A 17,436-nucleotide genomic window follows, 5' to 3' on the forward strand; every position below is an offset into this window, starting at 1 on the left:
CCGGGGCGCGGAGTAGGGAGCACGAGGTTTGCGGCGGCTGACCTCAACACACTGCGGCGATCAACCGCCGCGACGCAGCCGTTCTTCGACCGCGAAGCACTGGTCGGGCTTGGGCTGCGGCGGATTGAAGCTGACCGGCACCTGGATCGTGGTCGGGACCGTCTGCCCGGCGCGGGTGGCGGCCTTGAACTGCCAGGCCTGCACGGCCTTCTGGGCCTGCTCGTCGAGCTGGGCATTGCCGCTGCCACTGGCGAGCTGCACCTGGCTGGGCTGGCCGTCGGCGGCGATGGTCACCTTGAAGGTGCTGGTGCCGCCGATCCCCTGGCAGGCCAGTTCGATGGGGTACTCCGGCGGTGGCGTCTTGACCGCGGCGACCTCGGTAGGCGCAGCGACCGGTGCGGCCGGTTCGGCAGGGGTCTTGTTGCAGCCGGCCAGGGCGGCCAAGGCAAGGCTGGACAGTGCGATGTACTGCAGTTTCATGGGCTTACTCCGTCAGGGCCGAGGCTTTCGCCGCGCAGATGAAGTCGTTCTCGCTCAGGCCGCCCACATCGTGGGTGGAAAAGCGCACCACGGCGCGGTCGTAATGCACGCCCAGATCCGGGTGGTGGTCTTCGCGATGGGCCACCCAGGCCAGTGCGTTCACGAAGGCCATGGTGCCGTGGTAGTTGTCGAAGCGGAAGGTGCGGGTCAGCGCCTGGCCGGCCTCGGCCAGCTCCCAGCCCGGCACCTGGGCCAGCAGCTCGGTGACCCGGGCGGCGCCGAGCTTGTGGTCGCTGCCTTTACGCGGCACGCAGTGGGCGTGCGCCAGCGGAATCAGGTCGGCCATGGGTTCCTCCACATCTGTATGACTGAACAATGCGCGGTCGGGTGTATAAACCGAATGAGCGCATCACAAGGGATTGGCTAGAATAGCCCGATGATCCAGATATCCGACACTGCCCAATCCTATTTCCGCAAGCTGATCGAACGTGAGGCCGTGCCCGGCATGGGTGTGCGCCTGACCGCCGTCGATGCGGGTACCCCGCGCGCCGATGCCCGCCTGGAGTTCGCTGATCCCAGTGAACTGCTGGGTGATGAGTGGGCGGTGGACTGCGATGGCTTCACCCTCTATGTGGCCGCCACCAGTGTGGCTTGGGTCGATGGCGCCGAGATCGATTTCGTCACCAACGCCACCGGCAGCCAGCAGTTGACCATCAAGGCGCCGAAGATCAAGGGCGAGGCGCCGACCGAAGGCTCCTCGCTGGTCGAGCGCGTGCGCTGGGTGGTGGAGAACGAAGTCAATCCACAGTTGGCTTCGCACGGCGGCAAAGTCGCGGTGCAGGAAGTTTCCGCCGATGGCGTGGTGCTGCTGCGTTTCGGTGGCGGCTGCCAGGGTTGCGGCATGGCCGATGTGACGCTCAAGCAGGGCATCGAGAAGACCCTGATGGGGCGGGTGCCGGGCATCACCGCAGTGCGCGACGCGACCGACCACGAGAGTGGCGACGCGCCGTACATTCCCCGCGGCACGGCAGCCTGATTCCGCTGCGTGCCACTGCGCCGGGCTGACGACATCCTCGAGTGGCTGCTGGCACGCCAGCCGGACAAACGCTTTCTTGAAAAAACCACGGGCCTGCCTTACGGGTGGGGCCTGTGGCTGCGCGCGCTGTCGCCGCTGCCGCGGCCCTTCCGGGCCAGCGAAGTGCTGGCCGAGCTGGCCCAGCGCGAGCCGGTGCCGCACCGCGGGCGCCTGCCCGAACTGAGTTTCGTCCAGGCCCTGCGCCGTCTGCTCTGGCAGGGCTGGGATCCCGCGCCGCGCGATCAGCGCTGGATGCGCTGGACCTCGGCGGTGATCAGCGCGCTGCTGCATCTGATGTTCGCACTGTTGCTGCTGTGGGTGGCCTTGATCCGGCCGCCGAGCGAGCCCGAGCAGGGCGGTGAGAGTGGTCGCGTGCAGGTCGCGTTCGTCGGCCGTGGCACCCCGCAGCAGGAAGACGGTGGCCAGCCGGCCGCGGCCGAACCTGCCACTGCCGAAGTCGCCATCGCAGCAGCGATGGCCAATGCCCAGGCAATGGCCCAGGCCGAAGCCGATGCGCGCGAGCCGTCGGCATCGGCGCCGCAGCCCTCCGCCACGCCCGCACCGCCCAGCGAACCACAACCGACGCCTCCCTCGCCCGCGACACCGGCGGTGGAGCAGCCGGTCCAGGCGACGGAGGTGGCCCGGGCGACGACCGATTTCGTGGTGCCGCCGACCAGCGTGCCCCGCACCGAGGTGCGCGTGGTCACGCGTGATCCGCAGGACATCACGGTGCGCGAGCGCACCGTGGTTACCGTGGAAGCCCCGACGCCACGCAGCAACGTACCGACACCGCGCGCGGTGGAGCCGCAACTGCGCACACCCGATGTTCGCGTGCAGGAACGCCAGGTCGCCGTCATCGAGGCGCCGACACCGACGGTCACGGTGCCGGGCCCACAGGTGGAGGCCACGGTTCCGCAACGCGAGTTGCAGGTGCGCGAGCGCGAAATCCGGCCGGTCACGGCGCCTGCGGTGACCGTCGCCACGCTGCCTGCGCGCGAGGTGACCGTCCCGGGACGATCAGCGGAGGTCGCCGTGCGTGAACGTGCCGTGCCCAATGCCGCACCACGCCCATCGCCACCGTCGCCAACGGCGTCGAGCAGTACGGCGACGGTGCCTGCGGCCGTCAGTGCCCGGAGCGCCAGCAGTGCGCCCAGCAACCGCGCGTCGACCACGGCGGGTTTGCCCGCCAACCAGGCGGCAGCGGCCCCGGGCAACTGGGCAACCCCCAACCGCGCGGATGACTGGGGTGCAGCCAACCATCCACAGGATGCCGATCTCAATGGACGCGCCGTCAGCGCAACCGGCAAGTCTGGCGGCAGCCTGTTCAATGCCGATGGCAGCGTGCGCGTGCCAGGTCAGGCGGGAACAGGCAGCACCGAGCGCGGTGCACCCGGCGGCGAGAAGGACGGGTGGAGCAAGGAGCGCATCGCGCAGTCCGGCACCTGGCTCAAGCGCCCGCCGTACGACTACACCCCGACCTCGTTCGACAAGTACTGGGCGCCCAATGAATCGCTGCTGGCCGAATGGGTCCGCAAGGGCATCAAGGCGGTCGAGATCCCGATCCCTGGTACCAGCTCGAAGATCTCGTGTGTGATTTCCGTCCTGCAGTTCGGTGGTGGGTGCGGCCTGAGTGATCCGAATATGCAGGACCAGCCGGCCATCGCGCGGCCGCCGCCGGACATCCCGTTCAAGAAAGAACTGCAGGAAGACAACGGCAGCCGATGAGGCTGCGCAGCGTTACGGCTGTACTGCGTCGCTCGCATCCACGCCCGCGTCCTGCAATGCGACGAACGCCCAGAACGGCACGTTGCTCTCGCCCCAGTAGCGGCAGGCTTCGTCGAGCACATCCAGCAGCGTGTCGAACTCCGCGCCCGCCTCGCTGCGCAACGCATCGGCATCGTTGAAGAACAGCGCATAGCCGTTGGCCGGCAGCCAGGCCAGGTCGCGCAGGTTGTCGGTCAGTGCATCCCAGTTGCCACCGAAGCCGGTCGGAAAATCCAGGCGCGCGGCCAGCCGCATCAGCAGCGTGCGCTTATCCTGGCAGCCGGCCAGATCGATCTGGATCACACGCAGGCCGGCATCACGCATCGCTGCCGACAAGGGGGCGACGTCATCGTTGCCGATCGCATAGATGCCGGCATTGTTGATGTCGTGCAGGCCCAACTCGAATCCGTCATGCGTCATTGCCAGCTCCCGGCAGGTGGAACGTCGAAACTGCGGAACGTTTCATAGTGATCATCGGTATAGAACCAGCCAGTAGGGGGGGTGCCGCCGGTGACGATGCGCCGTGCGCCGCGATTGCCCGCGCCGGGCGTGTCCACCGTGTATTCGTGGTAATAGCCGCGCGGTCGCTGCGGCAGGCGTTGTTCGCGGTTGCTGAAAATGCTGCCGTCCTGCCGGTGCGGGAACGGGCCGCCGCGCTGGATCAGCGCAATGGTGTCGCGCGCTTCGGCGGGCAGGAACGGGGGCAGGGGATCGCGCGCCGCCTTGGACGATGCTGGCGATGACCTCGCTGCACTGGTGGCCGGCGTGGTATCCGGCTGGGTCAGCGATGGCGCGAACTGCGGCGCGGGCGGGCGCTGGGCGAGCTTGATGGCGGCCAGGCCACCGACCAGCAGCACGATGGCGATCAACAACAGCAGCGGCTTGCGCATGGGGGGCCAGAAGCGATGGGCGAGGCGACTACTCTACTGCGATCATCGGCCTGCACGGTGAGGCGCAGCCGAACAGGCGTGCTGCAGTGCGAGCACGTGCGCCGCACCTGCGTGCCACCGTCACTTTCGCGTAACGAACTGGACACGCCATCGACCGCGCAGGACGAAGTTTCCTTTACATGCCCCTTGGTAAGCTTGCTGGCCATCCCCATCATCGACTCCGCAACGCCCGGTCTTTGCCGGGTGAGTGAGCTACCAGGAGAACCACATGGCCTATACCCTCCCCAAGCTGTCCTACGCCTACGACGCGCTCGAGCCGCATATCGACGCAGCGACGATGGAAATCCACCACACCAAGCATCACCAGACGTACATCAACAACGTCAACGCTGCGCTGGAAGGCACCGAGTTCGCCGACCTGCCGGTGGAAGAGCTGGTCAAGAAGACCAAGTCGCTTCCGGAAAACCTGCAGGGCGTCGTGCGCAACAACGGCGGCGGCCACGCCAACCACACCCTGTTCTGGACCGTGATGTCGCCCAACGGCGGCGGCGCCCCGGTCGGTGATGTCGCCAAGGCGATCGATTCGCAGCTGGGCGGCCTGGAAAAGTTCAAGGAAGCCTTCACCAAGGCCGCACTGACCCGTTTCGGCAGCGGCTGGGCCTGGCTGAGCGTCACCCCGGACAAGAAGGTCGTGGTGGAAAGCAGCGCCAACCAGGACAGCCCGCTGATGGACGGCAACACGCCGATCCTGGCGCTGGACGTGTGGGAACACGCGTACTACCTGAAGTATCAGAACCGTCGCCCGGAATACATCGGCGCGTTCTTCAACGTCGTCGACTGGAATGAAGTCGAGCGTCGTTACCAGGAAGCCATTGCCTGATCGGCACGGTCACCTGACAGACGAACGGCCAGGCAGCGATGCCTGGCCGTTTTTCGTTGGGGACACCTTGCAGCTCAGGGCGCGCTGGTGCTTTCCGGGGTCTGCAGGCGCAGCGTCGCCATGGTGCCCAAGCGCATCGCGGTGGGGTCGCTTTCACTGGCCGGCAGCTTGATGCTGTCCTGGCGCATCCCGCCGAAGTGCTTGACCTGGAACAGCACGTCCAGGCCGTGCCCGCGCGCCGCGCCGGCGAGCGAGGGCGGATCCACGCGTTCGCCGGGATTCTTGCGCGCCGGCTGGAACCCCGGGGTGCTGCCGACCAGTTCGCCGATCTCGGCCGAGAAGTCCCCGGCGATCAGCGAGGGCAGGCCATCGGCGGTCGCACCGATCCAGGTCATCAGGTCGCTGGTCTGGTGCCGGCGCATCTGTGCATCGTCCGGTTCCGGTCGCAACCGCGCGATGTAGATGTTGACCAGCTCCTCGCGCAGCTTGACCCGCAACATGCCGGCCGCGCTGAACTGGCCGGGTGGGTGCAGCAGGGTGACCGCATCATCGGTCACGGGCAGGCGGGTCAGCATGGCGCTGCCGTGGCGCAGGGACTGGCTGGGCGGGTCGGCGGTGACGAAATCGCAGCTGTAGCGCAGGCGGCTGGCCAGCCAGCAGGCCGGGTTGCGGCCCTGGGTCTGGAGTACCCGCTGCACCGCGATCACGTCCGGCTGCATCGCTTCGAGCAGCTGCAGCACCTGGTCACGGCGCTGCTGCCATTGCGCATCATCCTGGGTGGGAAGCTCCAGTGTGGCGATCTTCAACGAAGGCAGGGCCTCCTCGGCCTGGCGCGCGTGCACAAGCGCCGCCGGCGCCGCCAGCAACAGCAGCAGGATCCAGCTCGGCCAACGTCGGGTCCCACCAGTGATGTGCGCGCGCATAACGATAAGTTTACGCTTCCGCCGTCGACGATCCGTGACACGGGTGGCATCGCGCGCGGTCGTTTTCAGCCCGCCTGCCATGTCCGGCGGCCCCTGTCATGCAGCTGTGCAGCGTGCGCTGGGGTGGGGGCTTCCGGTAATCTTGGTCCTTTCGTGTTCGCAGGACAGCCCCACAGGATGAGCAATATCGCAGCCGCCAGCGCCGGCAAAGGAAAAATGCCGCGCCAGATTCCCTATATCATCGGCAATGAGGCCTGCGAACGCTTCAGCTTCTATGGGATGCGCAACATCCTGGTGCAGTTCCTGATCACCTCGCTGCTGCTGCAAGAGATCACCGCCGATGGCCGCGCCGGCGAGGCGAAGGACATCATGCACAGCTTCATGATCGGCGTGTACTTCTTCCCGCTGCTCGGTGGCTGGCTGGCCGACAAATTCTTCGGCAAGTACCACACCATTCTGTGGTTCAGCCTGATCTACTGCGCCGGTCACGCCTGTCTGGCCATCTTCGAGGACAGCCGCCAGGGCTTCTTCGTCGGCCTGGGCCTGATCGCGCTGGGCGCCGGCGGCATCAAGCCGCTGGTGGCCTCGTTCATGGGCGACCAGTTCGACCAGAGCAACAAGCATCTGGCCAAGGTGGTCTTCGACGCGTTCTACTGGATCATCAACTTCGGCTCGCTGTTCGCCTCCCTGCTGATCCCGCTGGCGCTCAAGAATCTCGGTCCATCGTGGGCGTTCGGCATCCCGGGCATCCTGATGTTCGTGGCCACCTTCGTGTTCTGGATGGGCCGCAAGCGCTATGTGCTGGTGCCGCTGCCGCCGAAGGACCCGCATTCGTTCGGCAACGTGGTGCGTACCGCGCTGTCGGCACAGGTGCCGGGCAAGGGCCGTCCGGGTCGCACCCTGGCGATCCTCGGCGCGGTACTGGCCGTCGCCTCGATGGGGCTGGTGGGCAGCCTGGGCATCGTGATCTGCCTGTGCATCGCGTTGGTCCTGCTGCTGGCCGGTATCGGTGGTGGTACCTGGATCCAGCTGGACCGCGCCCGTGCGGTGCATCCGGCCGAAGCCGTGGAGGGCGTTCGCTCGGTACTGCGCGTGCTGGTGATCTTTGCCCTGACCACGCCGTTCTTCTCGCTGTTCGACCAGAAGGCCTCGACCTGGGTCCTGCAGGGCCAGCAGATGGCCATGCCGAGCTGGTTCACCGCCTCGCAGATGCAGGCGCTGAATCCGCTGCTGGTGATGATCCTGATCCCGTTCAACAACCTGGTGCTGTATCCGATGCTGCGCCGCTTCGGCTTCGAGCCGACCGCGCTGCGCCGGATGACCGCCGGTATCGCCTTCAGCGGCCTGGCCTGGATCGTGGTTGGCGGCATCCAGGTGATGATGGATGGCGGCAACGTCATGTCCATCTTCTGGCAGATGCTGCCCTACGCGCTGCTGACCTTCGGTGAGGTGCTGGTCTCGGCCACCGGCCTGGAGTTCGCCTACAGCCAGGCGCCGCAGGCGATGAAGGGCGTGGTGATGAGCTTCTGGAACCTGACCACCACCATCGGTAACCTGTGGGTGCTGCTGTCCAACGCGGCGGTGCGCAACGATACGGTGACCCACCAGATCGCCAGTACGGGTTTGAGCGAGGCGGCGTTCCTGATGTTCTTCTTCGCCGGGTTTGCTTTCCTGGCGGCGTTGGCCTTTGGTTGGTATGCCAAGCGCTATCGTATGGTCGACAACTACCGCACCGCCTGAGCCTGACATGACCCCAGTCAACCTGCTGCTGATCGCCATCACCGTCATCGTGTCGTGGATGGCGTTCAAGAACCGCGCGCTCGCCGACCGCCTGATCCTGTGGCCGCCGGCGGTGGACCGCAATCGCCAGTACGACCGCCTGATCACGTACGGGTTCATCCACGCCGATCTGTCGCATCTGGCGTTCAACATGATCACGCTGTTCTTCTTCGGCGGCTTCATCGAACAGGTGATGCTGCAGTTGAGCGGCAGCTACCTGACCTATCCGGCGTTCTATCTGGGCGCGTTGCTGGTCTCGATCCTGCCGAGCTACCTGAAGAACCAGAAGAACCCGAATTACCTCAGCCTGGGGGCGTCAGGTGCGGTCTCGGCGGTGTTGTTCGCCTTCATCCTGATCAAGCCGTGGTCGATCATCCTGGTGCTGTTCATTCCGGCCCCGGCGATCATCTATGCGGTGTTCTACGTGGGCTACAGCATCTGGATGGACCGCCGTGGCGGCGATCGCATCAACCACAGCGCGCACCTGGCCGGTGCGGCCTTCGGTGTGTTGTTCATGCTGGCCATGCAGCCAAGCATCTTCAGCCACTTCCTGCGTGAGCTGAGCAACCCGACCTTCCGCCTCGGCGGTTGAGGCAGGGCGTACCGACCAACGGTCGGTCCCTGCGGCGTGGCATCTGGCGCGGGGTAGCTCACGACCGTTGGTCGTGAGCACGCCAACCGTCAGGCAGCCTTCTTGCCGTCCACGCCATAGGTGCTGAGCAGCCGGGCGTAGACCTCGTTGTCGATCTGATCGAATTCCCAGCCCTGGGTCTGGCCATTCACGGCCAGCTGGAACAGGCCTTCGAGCAGCGAGCTGTCGGCATCGCCGTGGGCGGCGGGGGCGGGTGCAGTGTTGTCCATGCGGACCTCCGGAAAGCGGGTTCGTACCGGTCAGGTCTTCGCAAAAGCCGTGCCAGCTTTTACGCCCTGTCCGAGACCGATATCGGCTTGAACGGCCCAGGCTTTAGGTCGGCAAGTGACGTGCTGCGTCGCTGCCTGACCCTGTTCAGGCTTCACACGATCATGGCGGTCAGCTGCGCACTATCGCGTCAGTCGCCGCAGGAGACACCGCTCATGGCTTCGGTCACGCCGCCCGGACTGGCTTACGAAGTGGAGCACGATCTGGACCACCATCGCTTCCAGGCCCGGGTCAAAGGGCATGTGGCGCTGCTGGACTACCAGATCAAGCGCAAGCGGATGATCATTACCCACACCGAGGTCCCCGAGCCGATCGCCGGCCGCGGCGTCGCGGGCGAACTGACCAAGGTGGCGCTGCGTTACGCGCGCGAGAACAAGTTCAAGGTCGTGCCGGCCTGTGCGTACGCGGAGGCGTTTCTGCAGCGGCACGAGGAGTACGACGACCTGCTGGTCCGATGACGACAGCGGGTCATGCTTCAGGGATGGCTGATCATGATGGTGGGTTACAACAAGGGGATTTCAGGATGAACATCGCAGGAAACCGTCGCGCGCTGCGCGTCAGCGCGCTGGCCTTGGCCATGGGCGTGGTGGTGATGGCCGGGTGCAAGCGCGACGGCGAAACAGCGGCTCCGGCCGCGCCGGTCGACACCGCCGCCGAGCCGGCTGCCCCGGCCGTGGCACCCGACGCGCCGATCGAACTGCGCGACGTGATCGAGACCTCGCCGCAGGCGGTGGTCGGGATCAGCTATCCGCCGGACATCGCGCGGTATCCGGGCCTGGCCAAGGCCTTGGCCGGCTATGCCGACAGTGCGCGGGCCGAGCTGCAGCAGGCGGTGGACGGCTTGGGCAACGACAAGCCGACGATGCCGTATGAGCTGTCGCTGAGCTTTGAGAAGGTGCTGGAGACACCGCAGCTGGTGGTGGTGACCGCCGATGGCAGCCGCTACACCGGGGGTGCCCACGGGGAGCCGCTGGTGGCGCGTTTCGTGTGGCTGCCGGAGCAGCAGCAGATGCTGACCGCAGACAAGCTGGTGGCCGATGCCAAAGGCTGGAAGGCGATCAGTGACTACGTGGCCGACCAGCTGCGCGAGCGCGTTGCCACCCGGCTCAGTGGCGATGAGATGGAGCCGGCACAGATGCAGGAATCGCTGCGCAACGCGAGCCGGATGATTGCCGACGGCACCGGGCCCAGCGCGGACAACTTCAGCCAGTTCCAGCCGTTGACGGGTGCCGACGGGCATATCGCTGCGATACGCTTTGTGTTCCCGCCCTACCAGGTAGGGCCATACTCGGACGGCACGCAGACCGTGGACGTTCCGGCCGCCGTGCTGGCACCGCACGTGGCGCAGGATGTCGCGGGGTTGTTCGCCCGGAGCTGATCGACGGAGGCGATGTGGACGCTGGGCTGCAACGACGGGTCACAGGGTTGCTGCATGAGGCGGGGGTCACCGTTGACGGTGACCAGCCGCAGGACATCACGGTGCACGATCCGCGCTTCTTTGCGCGGGTCATGGCCCACGGCTCGTTGGGCCTGGGCGAGAGCTACATGGACGGGCAGTGGGATGCCCGCTCGCTGGATGCTTTTCTGTTTCATCTGATGCAGGCGCATCTGGATGAGCGCGTACACGGCTGGCGCGATCTCGCCGATGCGCTCAAGGCGCGGGTGTTCAACCTGCAGGCCGGCGCGGGGAGCTTCGAGGTCGGCCGGCGCCATTACGATCTAGGCAACGATCTGTACGAGGCGATGCTGGGCCAGCGGCTTGTGTACAGCTGTGGCTACTGGCGCGAGGCCGCGGAGCTGGATGCAGCGCAGGAAGCCAAGCTCGATCTGATCTGCCGCAAGCTGGGGCTGCGGCCCGGCCAGCACATTCTGGATATCGGTTGCGGTTGGGGTGAGGCGTTGAAGTTCGCGGCCGAGCGCTATGGCGTGTCCGGGGTGGGGGTGACGATCTCGCAGGAGCAGGCGGAGTACGCGCGCCAGTTGTGCGCTGGGCTGCCGATCGAGATCCGGCTGCAGGACTACCACGAGGTGGAGGAGTCGTTCGACGCGATCCTGTCGGTGGGCATGTTCGAGCACGTAGGCGACAAGAACTATCGTGGTTACTTCGAGATGGCGCGTCGATGCCTGCGGCCGGAGGGGTTGTTCGTGCTGCATTCGATCGGCAGCAACCTGTCGCGGCATCGCACCGATCCGTGGATCGCCAGGTACATCTTCCCCAATTCGATGCTGCCGTCGGCGGCGCAGGTGACACAGGCGTTCGAAGGCTTGTTCGTGCTGGAGGATTGGCACAACTTCGGCACCGATTACGACCGCACGCTGCAGGCATGGCGGGCCAACATCGAGGCGGCGTGGCCGCGGCTGGATGCGCAGCGCTATGACGAACGCTTCCGCCGGATGTGGCGGTTCTATCTGGCCGGTTCGATGGCCAGTTTCCGCTGCCGGCACGCGCAGTTGTGGCAGTTGGTGTTGTCGCCGGATGGCGTGCCAGGGGGGTATGTGGCGCCGCGGTGAGGGCAACAGAAAAACGCCCGGCAGTGCCGGGCGTTTCTCATACTGCACGTCGCTGGAACAGACGCTTACTTCTTGCTGTCACCCGAGGTCAGGCCGCGCTTTTCGAGCAGCGGCTCGATCTGCGGGGCGTGGCCGGCGAAGTTCTGGAACAGCTCCATCGCATCCACGCTGCCCCCCTTGGAGAGCAGGGTCTGGCGGAAGTGGTCGCCGTTCTTGCGGCTCAGGCCGCCGTTTTCGCGGAACCACTTCTGGGTGTTGGCATCGAGCACTTCGGACCAGATGTAGGCGTAGTAGCCGGCCGAGTAGCCGCCCATGATGTGGCTGAAGTACGGGGTCTTGTAACGCGGCGGGACCGGCGCGTAGAAGATGCCGTCCTTGGCCAGGGCCTCGGCTTCGAACTTCATCACGTCCTTGGCAGCCGGCACCTGGTCCGGGCCGATCTGGTGCCAGCGCTGATCGAGCATGGCCGCACCGAGGTATTCGGTGGTGGCAAAGCCCTGGTTGAACTTGGCGGCGGCGACGACCTTGTCGAGCAGGGCCTGCGGCATGGCGGTGCCGTTCTGGTAGTGCTTGGCGTAGTTCTTCAGGATGACCGGATCATCGGCCCACATCTCGTTGACCTGCGAGGGGAACTCGACGAAGTCGCGCGGCACCGAGGTGCCCGAGAAATAGGGGTACTTCACGTTCGAGAACATGCCGTGCAGGGCATGGCCGAATTCGTGGAAGGTGGTGGTCACTTCATCCCAGGTCAGCAGGGTCGGCTTGCCGGCCGGCGGCTTGGGGATGTTGAGATGGTTGGCAACCACCGGCTTGAAGCCGGTCAGTTCGGACTGCGAGACGTACGAGTTCATCCACGCACCGCCGCGCTTGGAGGCGCGTGCGTAGGGGTCGAAGATGAAGATCGCCAGCTGGCTGCCGTCGGCATCGAACACGTCGTAGACGGTGACGTCTTCGTGGTAGACCGGCAGGTCGGTGCGCTGCTTGAAGGTCAGGCCGAACTCGAGCTGGGCGGCATGGAAGACGCCGTTCTCGAGCACGTTCTTCATTTCGAAGTACGGCTTGAGCTGGGATTCGTCGAAGTTGTACTTGGCCTGGCGGACCTTCTCGCTGTAGAACGCCCAGTCCCATGCTTCCAGCTTGAAGGTGGGCTTGCCGGCAGCCTTCTGTTCCTTGTCGATCATGGCCTGCAGGTCGGCGGCTTCGCGTTTGGCGTTGGCGACGGCGGCCGGGGCGAGCTGGCCGAGCATGGCGTTGACGGCTTCGGGAGTCTTGGCGGTCTGGTTGGTGAGGTTGTAGGCGGCGAAATTCGCAAAGCCCATCAGCTTGGCCTTGTCGGCACGCAGCTGCATGATGCGCGAGACCAGGCCGGTGTTGTCGTACTCACCACCGCGGCTGCCGCGGGTCACCGAGGCTTCGTAGATCTTCTGGCGCAGCGCGCGGTTGGCCAGGTTGGTCAGCGGCGGCTGGCCGGTGGTGTTGAGCAGGGTAATGACGTACTTGCCGTTCTGGCCACGGGCCTTGGCGGCTTCGGCAGCGGCGGAGATCTGCTCCTGCGAGAGACCGGCCAGTTCCTTGACGTCAGCGACAGTGATCGCCGAGGCGTTCACTTCGGCCAGCACGTTCTGGCTGAACTTGGTGCCCAGGTTGGCCAGTTCGGCGTTCATTTCCTTGAGCTTGGTCTTGTCGGCTTCGGACAGCTTGGCGCCGGCGCGGACGTAGCTCTCGTAGTACTTCTCGACCAGGCGCACGCCTTCGGCGTCGAGGCCGAGCGCGGCGCGGCCGTCGTACAGGCTCTGGATGCGGGCGAACAGCTTGCCGTTCAGCGCGATGGCGTCGCTGTGCGCGGCGAAGCGGGCGGAGTAGTCGGCCTGCAGCTTCTTGCGTGCGTCGTTGGTGTCGGCGCCGACGAGGCTGAAGAAGACGGTGGTGGCGCGATCCAGGGTGTCACCGCTCTTTTCCAGGGCGATGATGGTGTTGTCGAAGGTCGGCTTGGCCTTGTTGTTGGCGATCGCGTCGACTTCCTTCAGCTGCTGGGCCATGCCGGCGTCGAAGGCGGGGGCGAAGTCGCTGTCCTTGATCTTGTCGAACTGCGGGAAGTGCAGCGGCAGCGGGCTGTCGGCGAAGAACGGGTTGGCCTGCTGGGCGGTGGCCGCGGCCGGGGTGGCGGCGGTGGCGGAATAGGCGGGCAGGGCAAGGCCGAGGGTCACGGCGACGGCGAGGGCAAGACGGGTGGTCAAGGGGAGTTCTCCGGTCAGACAAGTCTTTGAGGGTAACCCGAGCCGTTGGGGAGGGGCTTGTGTCGAAAGGCATGTTTTGGCCGTGCGAAGGCCGGGGCATTGGGCAAGGGCGCGGTCACTGCAGCAACAGCAACAGCAACAGCAACAGCAACAGAAACAGCAACAGCGGCGGTGGGCTGCTGCGAGGCGAGGGGCGGGTGGGGGCCAGCGGGGCACGCTGTGAATACGTCCATGTACGCTCGTAGTGCGCCATCCATGGCGCACTACGGCCCCGCCAACCCCACCCGCCCCGCGCTGGACAGTTGATTGGCGCCTTGAGAACGAGCGTGTGGCCCTGAGTGTGGGCGGTAGTGCCGGCCGCTGGCCGGCTCCCCAGCCGTGCAGGACAAGTTCAGCAGGCGAGCTAAGATGAGGTCTTTCCACCGGACCTCCTTCCATGACCACTGCCTTCGATTTCCCGTTCGTGGACCTGTCCGGTCAGCCGCAGGCGTTGGCGCAGTACCAGGGCAAGGTGTTGCTGCTGGTCAATGTGGCCAGCAAGTGCGGCTTTACGCCGCAGTACGAGGGGCTGGAGGCGCTGTGGCGGGAGTTCGGGCCGCGGGGGCTGGTGGTGGTCGGGTTTCCCTGCGATCAGTTCGGGCACCAGGAGCCGGGCGATGCGGCGCAGATCGGAGAATTCTGCTCGCTGAGCTACGGAGTCAGCTTCCCGATGTCGGACAAGGTCGAGGTCAACGGCGCGGGCGCTGATCCACTGTGGCAGTGGCTCAAGGCCGAGAAGGCCGGGGTGCTGGGCACGCGCGGGATCAAGTGGAACTTCAGCAAGTTCCTGGTAGGCCGCGATGGGAAGGTGCTGGCGCGCTACGCGCCGACCGACAAGCCCGAGTCGCTGCGCGGGGATATCGAGGCCGCGCTGGGCTGATCGGCCCCCGGTCGGAGCGCGGCCAGAGGTAGTGCCGGCGGCTGGCCGGCTGCTCGTGTTGCATGACCCAGGTTGCCGGCCAGCGGCCGGCACTACCAGCAAACTGGGCGTCGGCCTGGCGGGCCGTTCGCCCGCGTGACTTACTTTTCGACGAAGGCGCGTTCGAACACGTAGTGGCCCGGGGTGCCGATGCGCGGGGAGGTCTGGAAGCCGCGGCTGTCCAGCACGGTGCGCAGGTCGGCCAGCATCTGCGGGCTGCCGCAGATCATGGCGCGGTCGTTCTCCGGGTCCAGCGGCGGCAGGCCGAGGGTCTTCTGCATTTCGCCGCTTTCCATCAACGAGGTCAGCCGGCCCTGGTTGGGGAAGGCTTCGCGGGTCACGGCCGGGTAGTAAAGCAGCTTGTCGCCGATCATCTCGCCGAGGAACTCGTGCTCGCGCAGTTCCTTCTCGAACAGGTCGCGGTAGGCCAGGTCCTTTTCGTAGCGCACGCCGTGGGTGAGGATCACCTTGTCGAAGCGCTCATAGGTTTCCGGGTCCTTGATCACCGACAGCCACGGCGCCAGGCCGGTACCGGTGCCGAGCAGGTACAGGTGCTTGCCCGGGTGCAGGTCGCTGATCAGCAGGGTGCCGGTGGGCTTCTTGCCGACCAGCACCTTGTCGCCCGGCTTGATGTGCTGCAGGCGCGAGGTCAGCGGGCCGTCCTGGACCTTGATGCTGAAGAACTCCAGGTTTTCTTCCCAGTTGGCACTGGCGATGGAGTACGCGCGCAGCAGCGGGCGCGCCTCGGTTTCCAGGCCGATCATCACGAACTGGCCGTTCTCGAAGCGGAAGCCGCTGTCGCGGGTCGTGGTGAAGCTGAAGTAGGCGTCGGTCCAGTGACGGACCTCAAGCACCGTTTCGGCGCCAAAAGCGGAAGACATGGGGGTGGGGTTCTGGTCGGTTTCGTCGGGTCTAGTTTATCTCAAATGAGATAAATTCTCATTGACTGGCTGGACAGGCCCGCCAGCCGTGGGTTTCAGCGGTATCCGGCGGCCTGCAGTTCGAACAGTTCGGCGTAGCGGCCGCCCTGGGTCATCAGCTCGGCATGGGTGCCGCTGGCCTCGATCCGGCCGTCGGCCAGCACCAGGATGCGGTCGGCCATGCGCACCGAAGAGAAGCGGTGCGAGATCAGCACGGCGGTGCGGTTGTCGGACAGTTCCTTGAAGCGCTGGAACACCTCGAACTCGCTGCGGGCATCCAGTGCCGCGGTGGGTTCATCGAGGATCATGACCTGCGCATCGCGCATGTAGGCTCGGGCGATCGCGATCTTCTGCCATTGGCCGCCGGACAGGTCCACGCCCATCTTGAAGCGGCGGCCGATCAGCTGGTCGTAGCCACCAGGCAGGCCGGCGATCACTTCATCGGCCATGCCACGCCGGGCGGCATCGCGGATGCGGGCGTCATCGCTCATCGCCTCGACCAGGCCGACGCCGATGTTCTCGCCGGCGCTGAGGTTGTAGCGCACGAAATCCTGGAAGATCACGCCCATGTTGGCGCGCAGGTCATCCAGGTCGTAATCGCGCAGGTCCCGGCCATCGAGCAGGATGCGGCCTTCGTCGGGGTCGTACAGGCGGGCCAGCAGCTTGACCAGGGTGGTCTTGCCGGCACCGTTCTCGCCCACCAGCGCCAGCACTTCGCCGGCACGCAGTTCGAAATCCAGGTGGCGCACGGCCCAGCGTTCGGCATCGGGATAGCGGAAGCCGACATTTTCGAACACGAAGCCCTGGGTGATCGGCTGCGGGATGGCGATGGCATCCGGGCGCGAGTGGATCTCCGGTTCGATCTGGAAGAACGAGAACAGATCGTCCAGGTACAGCGCCTGCCCGGCGACCTGCGAAAACCCGATCAGCAGGCCTTCGAGCAGCTGGCGCAGCCGCAGGAAGCTGCCGGCCAGGAAGGTGAGGTCGCCGATCGAGAAATCACCGCGCACGGTGCGCCAGGCGATGTAGGCGTAGGCCGCGTAGTAGCCCAGCGTCCCCAGTGCGGCGAGCAGCGTGCCCCAGATCGCGCGTTTGCGGGCCAGAGCGCGGTTGGCCAGATAGAACTTTTCGGCCAGCAGCTTGTAGCGGTCGATCAGGAAGCGATGGAGGTTGAAGATCTTCACCTCCTTCGCGGTTTCCACACTGGCCCCGATCTGGCGCAGGTACTCCAGCTGCCGGCGCTCGGGCGTCCACTGGAAATTGAGGCTGTAACCGGCCGCATTGAAATGCGATTCGCCGATGAACGCCGGGATCAGCGCCACCGCAAGCAACAGGATCAACCACGGCGCGTAGACGATCAGACCCACCGCGAGGCTGGCCACGGTGATGCTGTCCTGCACCTGGCCAAACAGCTGGCTCATCAGGTTCATGCGGCCCATGGTCTGGCGCCGTGCGCGGTCCAGTTTGTCCTGCAGGTCGGGGTCTTCGAAATCCTCCAGGTCCAGTTCGGCGGCGTGTTCCATCAGGCGCACGCTGGTGACGTTGGTGAACAGCTCCGACAGCAGCGTATCGGCGTAGCTGACCATGCGGCCGAGCAGGTCCGAGGCCATCGCCAGGCCGAATTCGAGGGCGAGCAGGCCCAGCAGTGGATTGAGCAACCCGCTGGAGAGTGCCTCGCCGAACGGCGGAAAACCCGCATCATGCTGGCTGAGCAGCACCGCCGCATCGATGATCAGTTTGCCGACATAGAGCATCGCCACCGGCAGCAAGGCACGGATCACGCGCAGGCCGAGGCTGGCCAGGGTCAGCCCAGGGCTGGTCTGCCAGACCTGGCGCAGGAACGGCGGCAGGTTGCGCATGGCATTGACGCGCTCGCGCAGGCTGGGATTCTTCTGGCCGGGAGCACCGGCAGCGGGGGAGGCGGGCATGGGCGCTATTGTGCGCGCCGCGAGCGTGGTTGATGCATGAAGTCAGTGCACGCGCAGCTCGCGGACGTGTACGCACCACAGCGCGGGAGTGCGCGCGTACCGCAGCCCGGTAGTGGCGGGCGCGGGGCGGCGGCCCGGGGGCGACCGCCCCGGGGGGGGCGCCGCACCCGCC

General features: G+C 66.0%; 18 protein-coding genes. 9 read left to right on the forward strand and 9 right to left on the reverse strand.

Annotation, left to right across the window (positions count from 1 at the left end):
- Positions 1-60: 60 nt before the first annotated feature.
- Together ABE464_RS17665 and ABE464_RS17670 are read right to left on the reverse strand one after the other, a co-directional pair.
- Positions 61-480 carry an energy transducer TonB gene (locus ABE464_RS17665; protein ID WP_346472996.1) on the reverse strand — a complete coding sequence of 140 codons (420 nt, stop codon included), beginning with the start codon at positions 478-480 and terminating at the stop codon, positions 61-63.
- Between the two features lie 4 nt (positions 481-484).
- Entirely contained in the window at positions 485-826 is a 342-nt protein-coding gene (locus tag ABE464_RS17670; protein ID WP_319214246.1) for a 4a-hydroxytetrahydrobiopterin dehydratase, read from the reverse strand.
- Positions 827-916: 90 nt separating this feature from the next.
- On the opposite strand from ABE464_RS17670, the gene ABE464_RS17675 reads away from it, so the two are divergent.
- Positions 917-1,516, forward strand: coding sequence for an NfuA family Fe-S biogenesis protein (locus tag ABE464_RS17675; protein WP_259261543.1), 600 nt, complete (start codon positions 917-919; stop codon positions 1,514-1,516).
- A gap of 9 nt (positions 1,517-1,525) precedes the next feature.
- Positions 1,526-3,280: a hypothetical protein gene (locus ABE464_RS17680; RefSeq protein WP_346472997.1), complete on the forward strand. Its 1,755-nt coding sequence runs from the start codon at positions 1,526-1,528 to the stop codon at positions 3,278-3,280.
- A 12-nt stretch (positions 3,281-3,292) separates the two neighbouring features.
- Here ABE464_RS17680 and ABE464_RS17685 read toward each other — a convergent pair whose 3' ends face one another.
- Both ABE464_RS17685 and ABE464_RS17690 read right to left on the reverse strand, forming a co-directional pair.
- A complete protein-coding gene (locus tag ABE464_RS17685) occupies positions 3,293-3,739 on the reverse strand; it encodes a barstar family protein (RefSeq protein WP_346472998.1) in 447 nt (148 codons plus the stop codon).
- The gene (locus tag ABE464_RS17690; RefSeq protein WP_346472999.1) at positions 3,736-4,209 is read right to left on the reverse strand and encodes a ribonuclease domain-containing protein; all 474 of its coding nucleotides are present in this window, start codon (positions 4,207-4,209) and stop codon (positions 3,736-3,738) included. Before ABE464_RS17690 ends, ABE464_RS17685 begins: the two co-directional genes overlap by 4 nt.
- Positions 4,210-4,477: 268 nt before the next feature.
- Here ABE464_RS17690 and ABE464_RS17695 point away from each other — a divergent pair, with 268 nt between their 5' ends.
- A complete protein-coding gene (locus tag ABE464_RS17695) occupies positions 4,478-5,089 on the forward strand; it encodes a superoxide dismutase (RefSeq protein WP_123730769.1) in 612 nt (203 codons plus the stop codon).
- Between the two features lie 74 nt (positions 5,090-5,163).
- Here ABE464_RS17695 and ABE464_RS17700 read toward each other — a convergent pair whose 3' ends face one another.
- The gene (locus tag ABE464_RS17700) at positions 5,164-6,012 is read right to left on the reverse strand and encodes an endonuclease/exonuclease/phosphatase family protein (protein WP_346473000.1); all 849 of its coding nucleotides are present in this window, start codon (positions 6,010-6,012) and stop codon (positions 5,164-5,166) included.
- Between the two features lie 177 nt (positions 6,013-6,189).
- On the opposite strand from ABE464_RS17700, the gene ABE464_RS17705 reads away from it, so the two are divergent.
- The gene (locus ABE464_RS17705) at positions 6,190-7,752 is read left to right on the forward strand and encodes an oligopeptide:H+ symporter (protein ID WP_070470348.1); all 1,563 of its coding nucleotides are present in this window, start codon (positions 6,190-6,192) and stop codon (positions 7,750-7,752) included.
- A 7-nt stretch (positions 7,753-7,759) separates the two neighbouring features.
- Complete coding sequence (locus ABE464_RS17710) at positions 7,760-8,383, forward strand: rhomboid family intramembrane serine protease (protein WP_019182898.1); 624 nt, start codon at positions 7,760-7,762, stop codon at positions 8,381-8,383.
- Positions 8,384-8,472: 89 nt separating this feature from the next.
- Here ABE464_RS17710 and ABE464_RS17715 read toward each other — a convergent pair whose 3' ends face one another.
- A complete protein-coding gene (locus tag ABE464_RS17715) occupies positions 8,473-8,652 on the reverse strand; it encodes a hypothetical protein (RefSeq protein WP_123730771.1) in 180 nt (59 codons plus the stop codon).
- A 213-nt stretch (positions 8,653-8,865) separates the two neighbouring features.
- On the opposite strand from ABE464_RS17715, the gene ABE464_RS17720 reads away from it, so the two are divergent.
- The 3 genes from ABE464_RS17720 to cfa all read left to right on the forward strand — a co-directional run bounded on the left by ABE464_RS17720 (position 8,866) and on the right by cfa (position 11,221).
- Positions 8,866-9,168 (forward strand): GNAT family N-acetyltransferase, encoded by a 303-nt coding sequence (locus tag ABE464_RS17720; protein ID WP_346473001.1) that lies wholly within the window; start codon positions 8,866-8,868, stop codon positions 9,166-9,168.
- 65 nt (positions 9,169-9,233) lie between these two features.
- Positions 9,234-10,088 carry a DUF3298 domain-containing protein gene (locus tag ABE464_RS17725; RefSeq protein WP_346473002.1) on the forward strand — a complete coding sequence of 285 codons (855 nt, stop codon included), beginning with the start codon at positions 9,234-9,236 and terminating at the stop codon, positions 10,086-10,088.
- A 14-nt stretch (positions 10,089-10,102) separates the two neighbouring features.
- The gene (gene cfa, locus ABE464_RS17730; protein WP_346473003.1) at positions 10,103-11,221 is read left to right on the forward strand and encodes a cyclopropane fatty acyl phospholipid synthase; all 1,119 of its coding nucleotides are present in this window, start codon (positions 10,103-10,105) and stop codon (positions 11,219-11,221) included.
- 65 nt (positions 11,222-11,286) lie between these two features.
- On the opposite strand, the gene ABE464_RS17735 is transcribed toward cfa, so the two are convergent.
- A complete protein-coding gene (locus ABE464_RS17735; protein WP_346473004.1) occupies positions 11,287-13,458 on the reverse strand; it encodes a M3 family metallopeptidase in 2,172 nt (723 codons plus the stop codon).
- Between the two features lie 436 nt (positions 13,459-13,894).
- On the opposite strand from ABE464_RS17735, the gene ABE464_RS17740 reads away from it, so the two are divergent.
- Entirely contained in the window at positions 13,895-14,377 is a 483-nt protein-coding gene (locus ABE464_RS17740) for a glutathione peroxidase (protein WP_346473005.1), read from the forward strand.
- Between the two features lie 140 nt (positions 14,378-14,517).
- Here the strand turns inward: ABE464_RS17740 and ABE464_RS17745 are convergent, their stop codons facing one another.
- Together ABE464_RS17745 and ABE464_RS17750 are read right to left on the reverse strand one after the other, a co-directional pair.
- Positions 14,518-15,297: a ferredoxin--NADP reductase gene (locus tag ABE464_RS17745; RefSeq protein WP_019185907.1), complete on the reverse strand. Its 780-nt coding sequence runs from the start codon at positions 15,295-15,297 to the stop codon at positions 14,518-14,520.
- A gap of 95 nt (positions 15,298-15,392) precedes the next feature.
- Positions 15,393-17,264, reverse strand: coding sequence for an ABC transporter ATP-binding protein (locus ABE464_RS17750; RefSeq protein WP_346473006.1), 1,872 nt, complete (start codon positions 17,262-17,264; stop codon positions 15,393-15,395).
- Between the last annotated feature and the right edge of the window lie 172 nt (positions 17,265-17,436).

This window comes from Stenotrophomonas sp. TWI587 (assembly GCF_039674145.1).
GTDB classification, from domain to species: domain Bacteria; phylum Pseudomonadota; class Gammaproteobacteria; order Xanthomonadales; family Xanthomonadaceae; genus Stenotrophomonas; species Stenotrophomonas maltophilia_AY.

What these genes read in the sequence shown, in the direction of transcription:
- ABE464_RS17705 (WP_070470348.1), top strand. Translation starts at nt 6,190, where the DNA reads ATGAGCAATATCGCAGCCGCCAGCGCCGGCAAAGGAAAAATGCCGCGC.
- ABE464_RS17750 (WP_346473006.1), bottom strand. Translation starts at nt 17,264, where the DNA reads ATGCCCGCCTCCCCCGCTGCCGGTGCTCCCGGCCAGAAGAATCCCAGC.
- ABE464_RS17690 (WP_346472999.1), bottom strand. Translation starts at nt 4,209, where the DNA reads ATGCGCAAGCCGCTGCTGTTGTTGATCGCCATCGTGCTGCTGGTCGGT.
- ABE464_RS17685 (WP_346472998.1), bottom strand. Translation starts at nt 3,739, where the DNA reads ATGACGCATGACGGATTCGAGTTGGGCCTGCACGACATCAACAATGCC.
- ABE464_RS17710 (WP_019182898.1), top strand. Translation starts at nt 7,760, where the DNA reads ATGACCCCAGTCAACCTGCTGCTGATCGCCATCACCGTCATCGTGTCG.
- ABE464_RS17700 (WP_346473000.1), bottom strand. Translation starts at nt 6,012, where the DNA reads ATGCGCGCGCACATCACTGGTGGGACCCGACGTTGGCCGAGCTGGATC.
- ABE464_RS17725 (WP_346473002.1), top strand. Translation starts at nt 9,234, where the DNA reads ATGAACATCGCAGGAAACCGTCGCGCGCTGCGCGTCAGCGCGCTGGCC.
- ABE464_RS17695 (WP_123730769.1), top strand. Translation starts at nt 4,478, where the DNA reads ATGGCCTATACCCTCCCCAAGCTGTCCTACGCCTACGACGCGCTCGAG.
- ABE464_RS17665 (WP_346472996.1), bottom strand. Translation starts at nt 480, where the DNA reads ATGAAACTGCAGTACATCGCACTGTCCAGCCTTGCCTTGGCCGCCCTG.
- ABE464_RS17675 (WP_259261543.1), top strand. Translation starts at nt 917, where the DNA reads ATGATCCAGATATCCGACACTGCCCAATCCTATTTCCGCAAGCTGATC.
- ABE464_RS17670 (WP_319214246.1), bottom strand. Translation starts at nt 826, where the DNA reads ATGGCCGACCTGATTCCGCTGGCGCACGCCCACTGCGTGCCGCGTAAA.
- ABE464_RS17715 (WP_123730771.1), bottom strand. Translation starts at nt 8,652, where the DNA reads ATGGACAACACTGCACCCGCCCCCGCCGCCCACGGCGATGCCGACAGC.
- ABE464_RS17720 (WP_346473001.1), top strand. Translation starts at nt 8,866, where the DNA reads ATGGCTTCGGTCACGCCGCCCGGACTGGCTTACGAAGTGGAGCACGAT.
- ABE464_RS17745 (WP_019185907.1), bottom strand. Translation starts at nt 15,297, where the DNA reads ATGTCTTCCGCTTTTGGCGCCGAAACGGTGCTTGAGGTCCGTCACTGG.
- ABE464_RS17740 (WP_346473005.1), top strand. Translation starts at nt 13,895, where the DNA reads ATGACCACTGCCTTCGATTTCCCGTTCGTGGACCTGTCCGGTCAGCCG.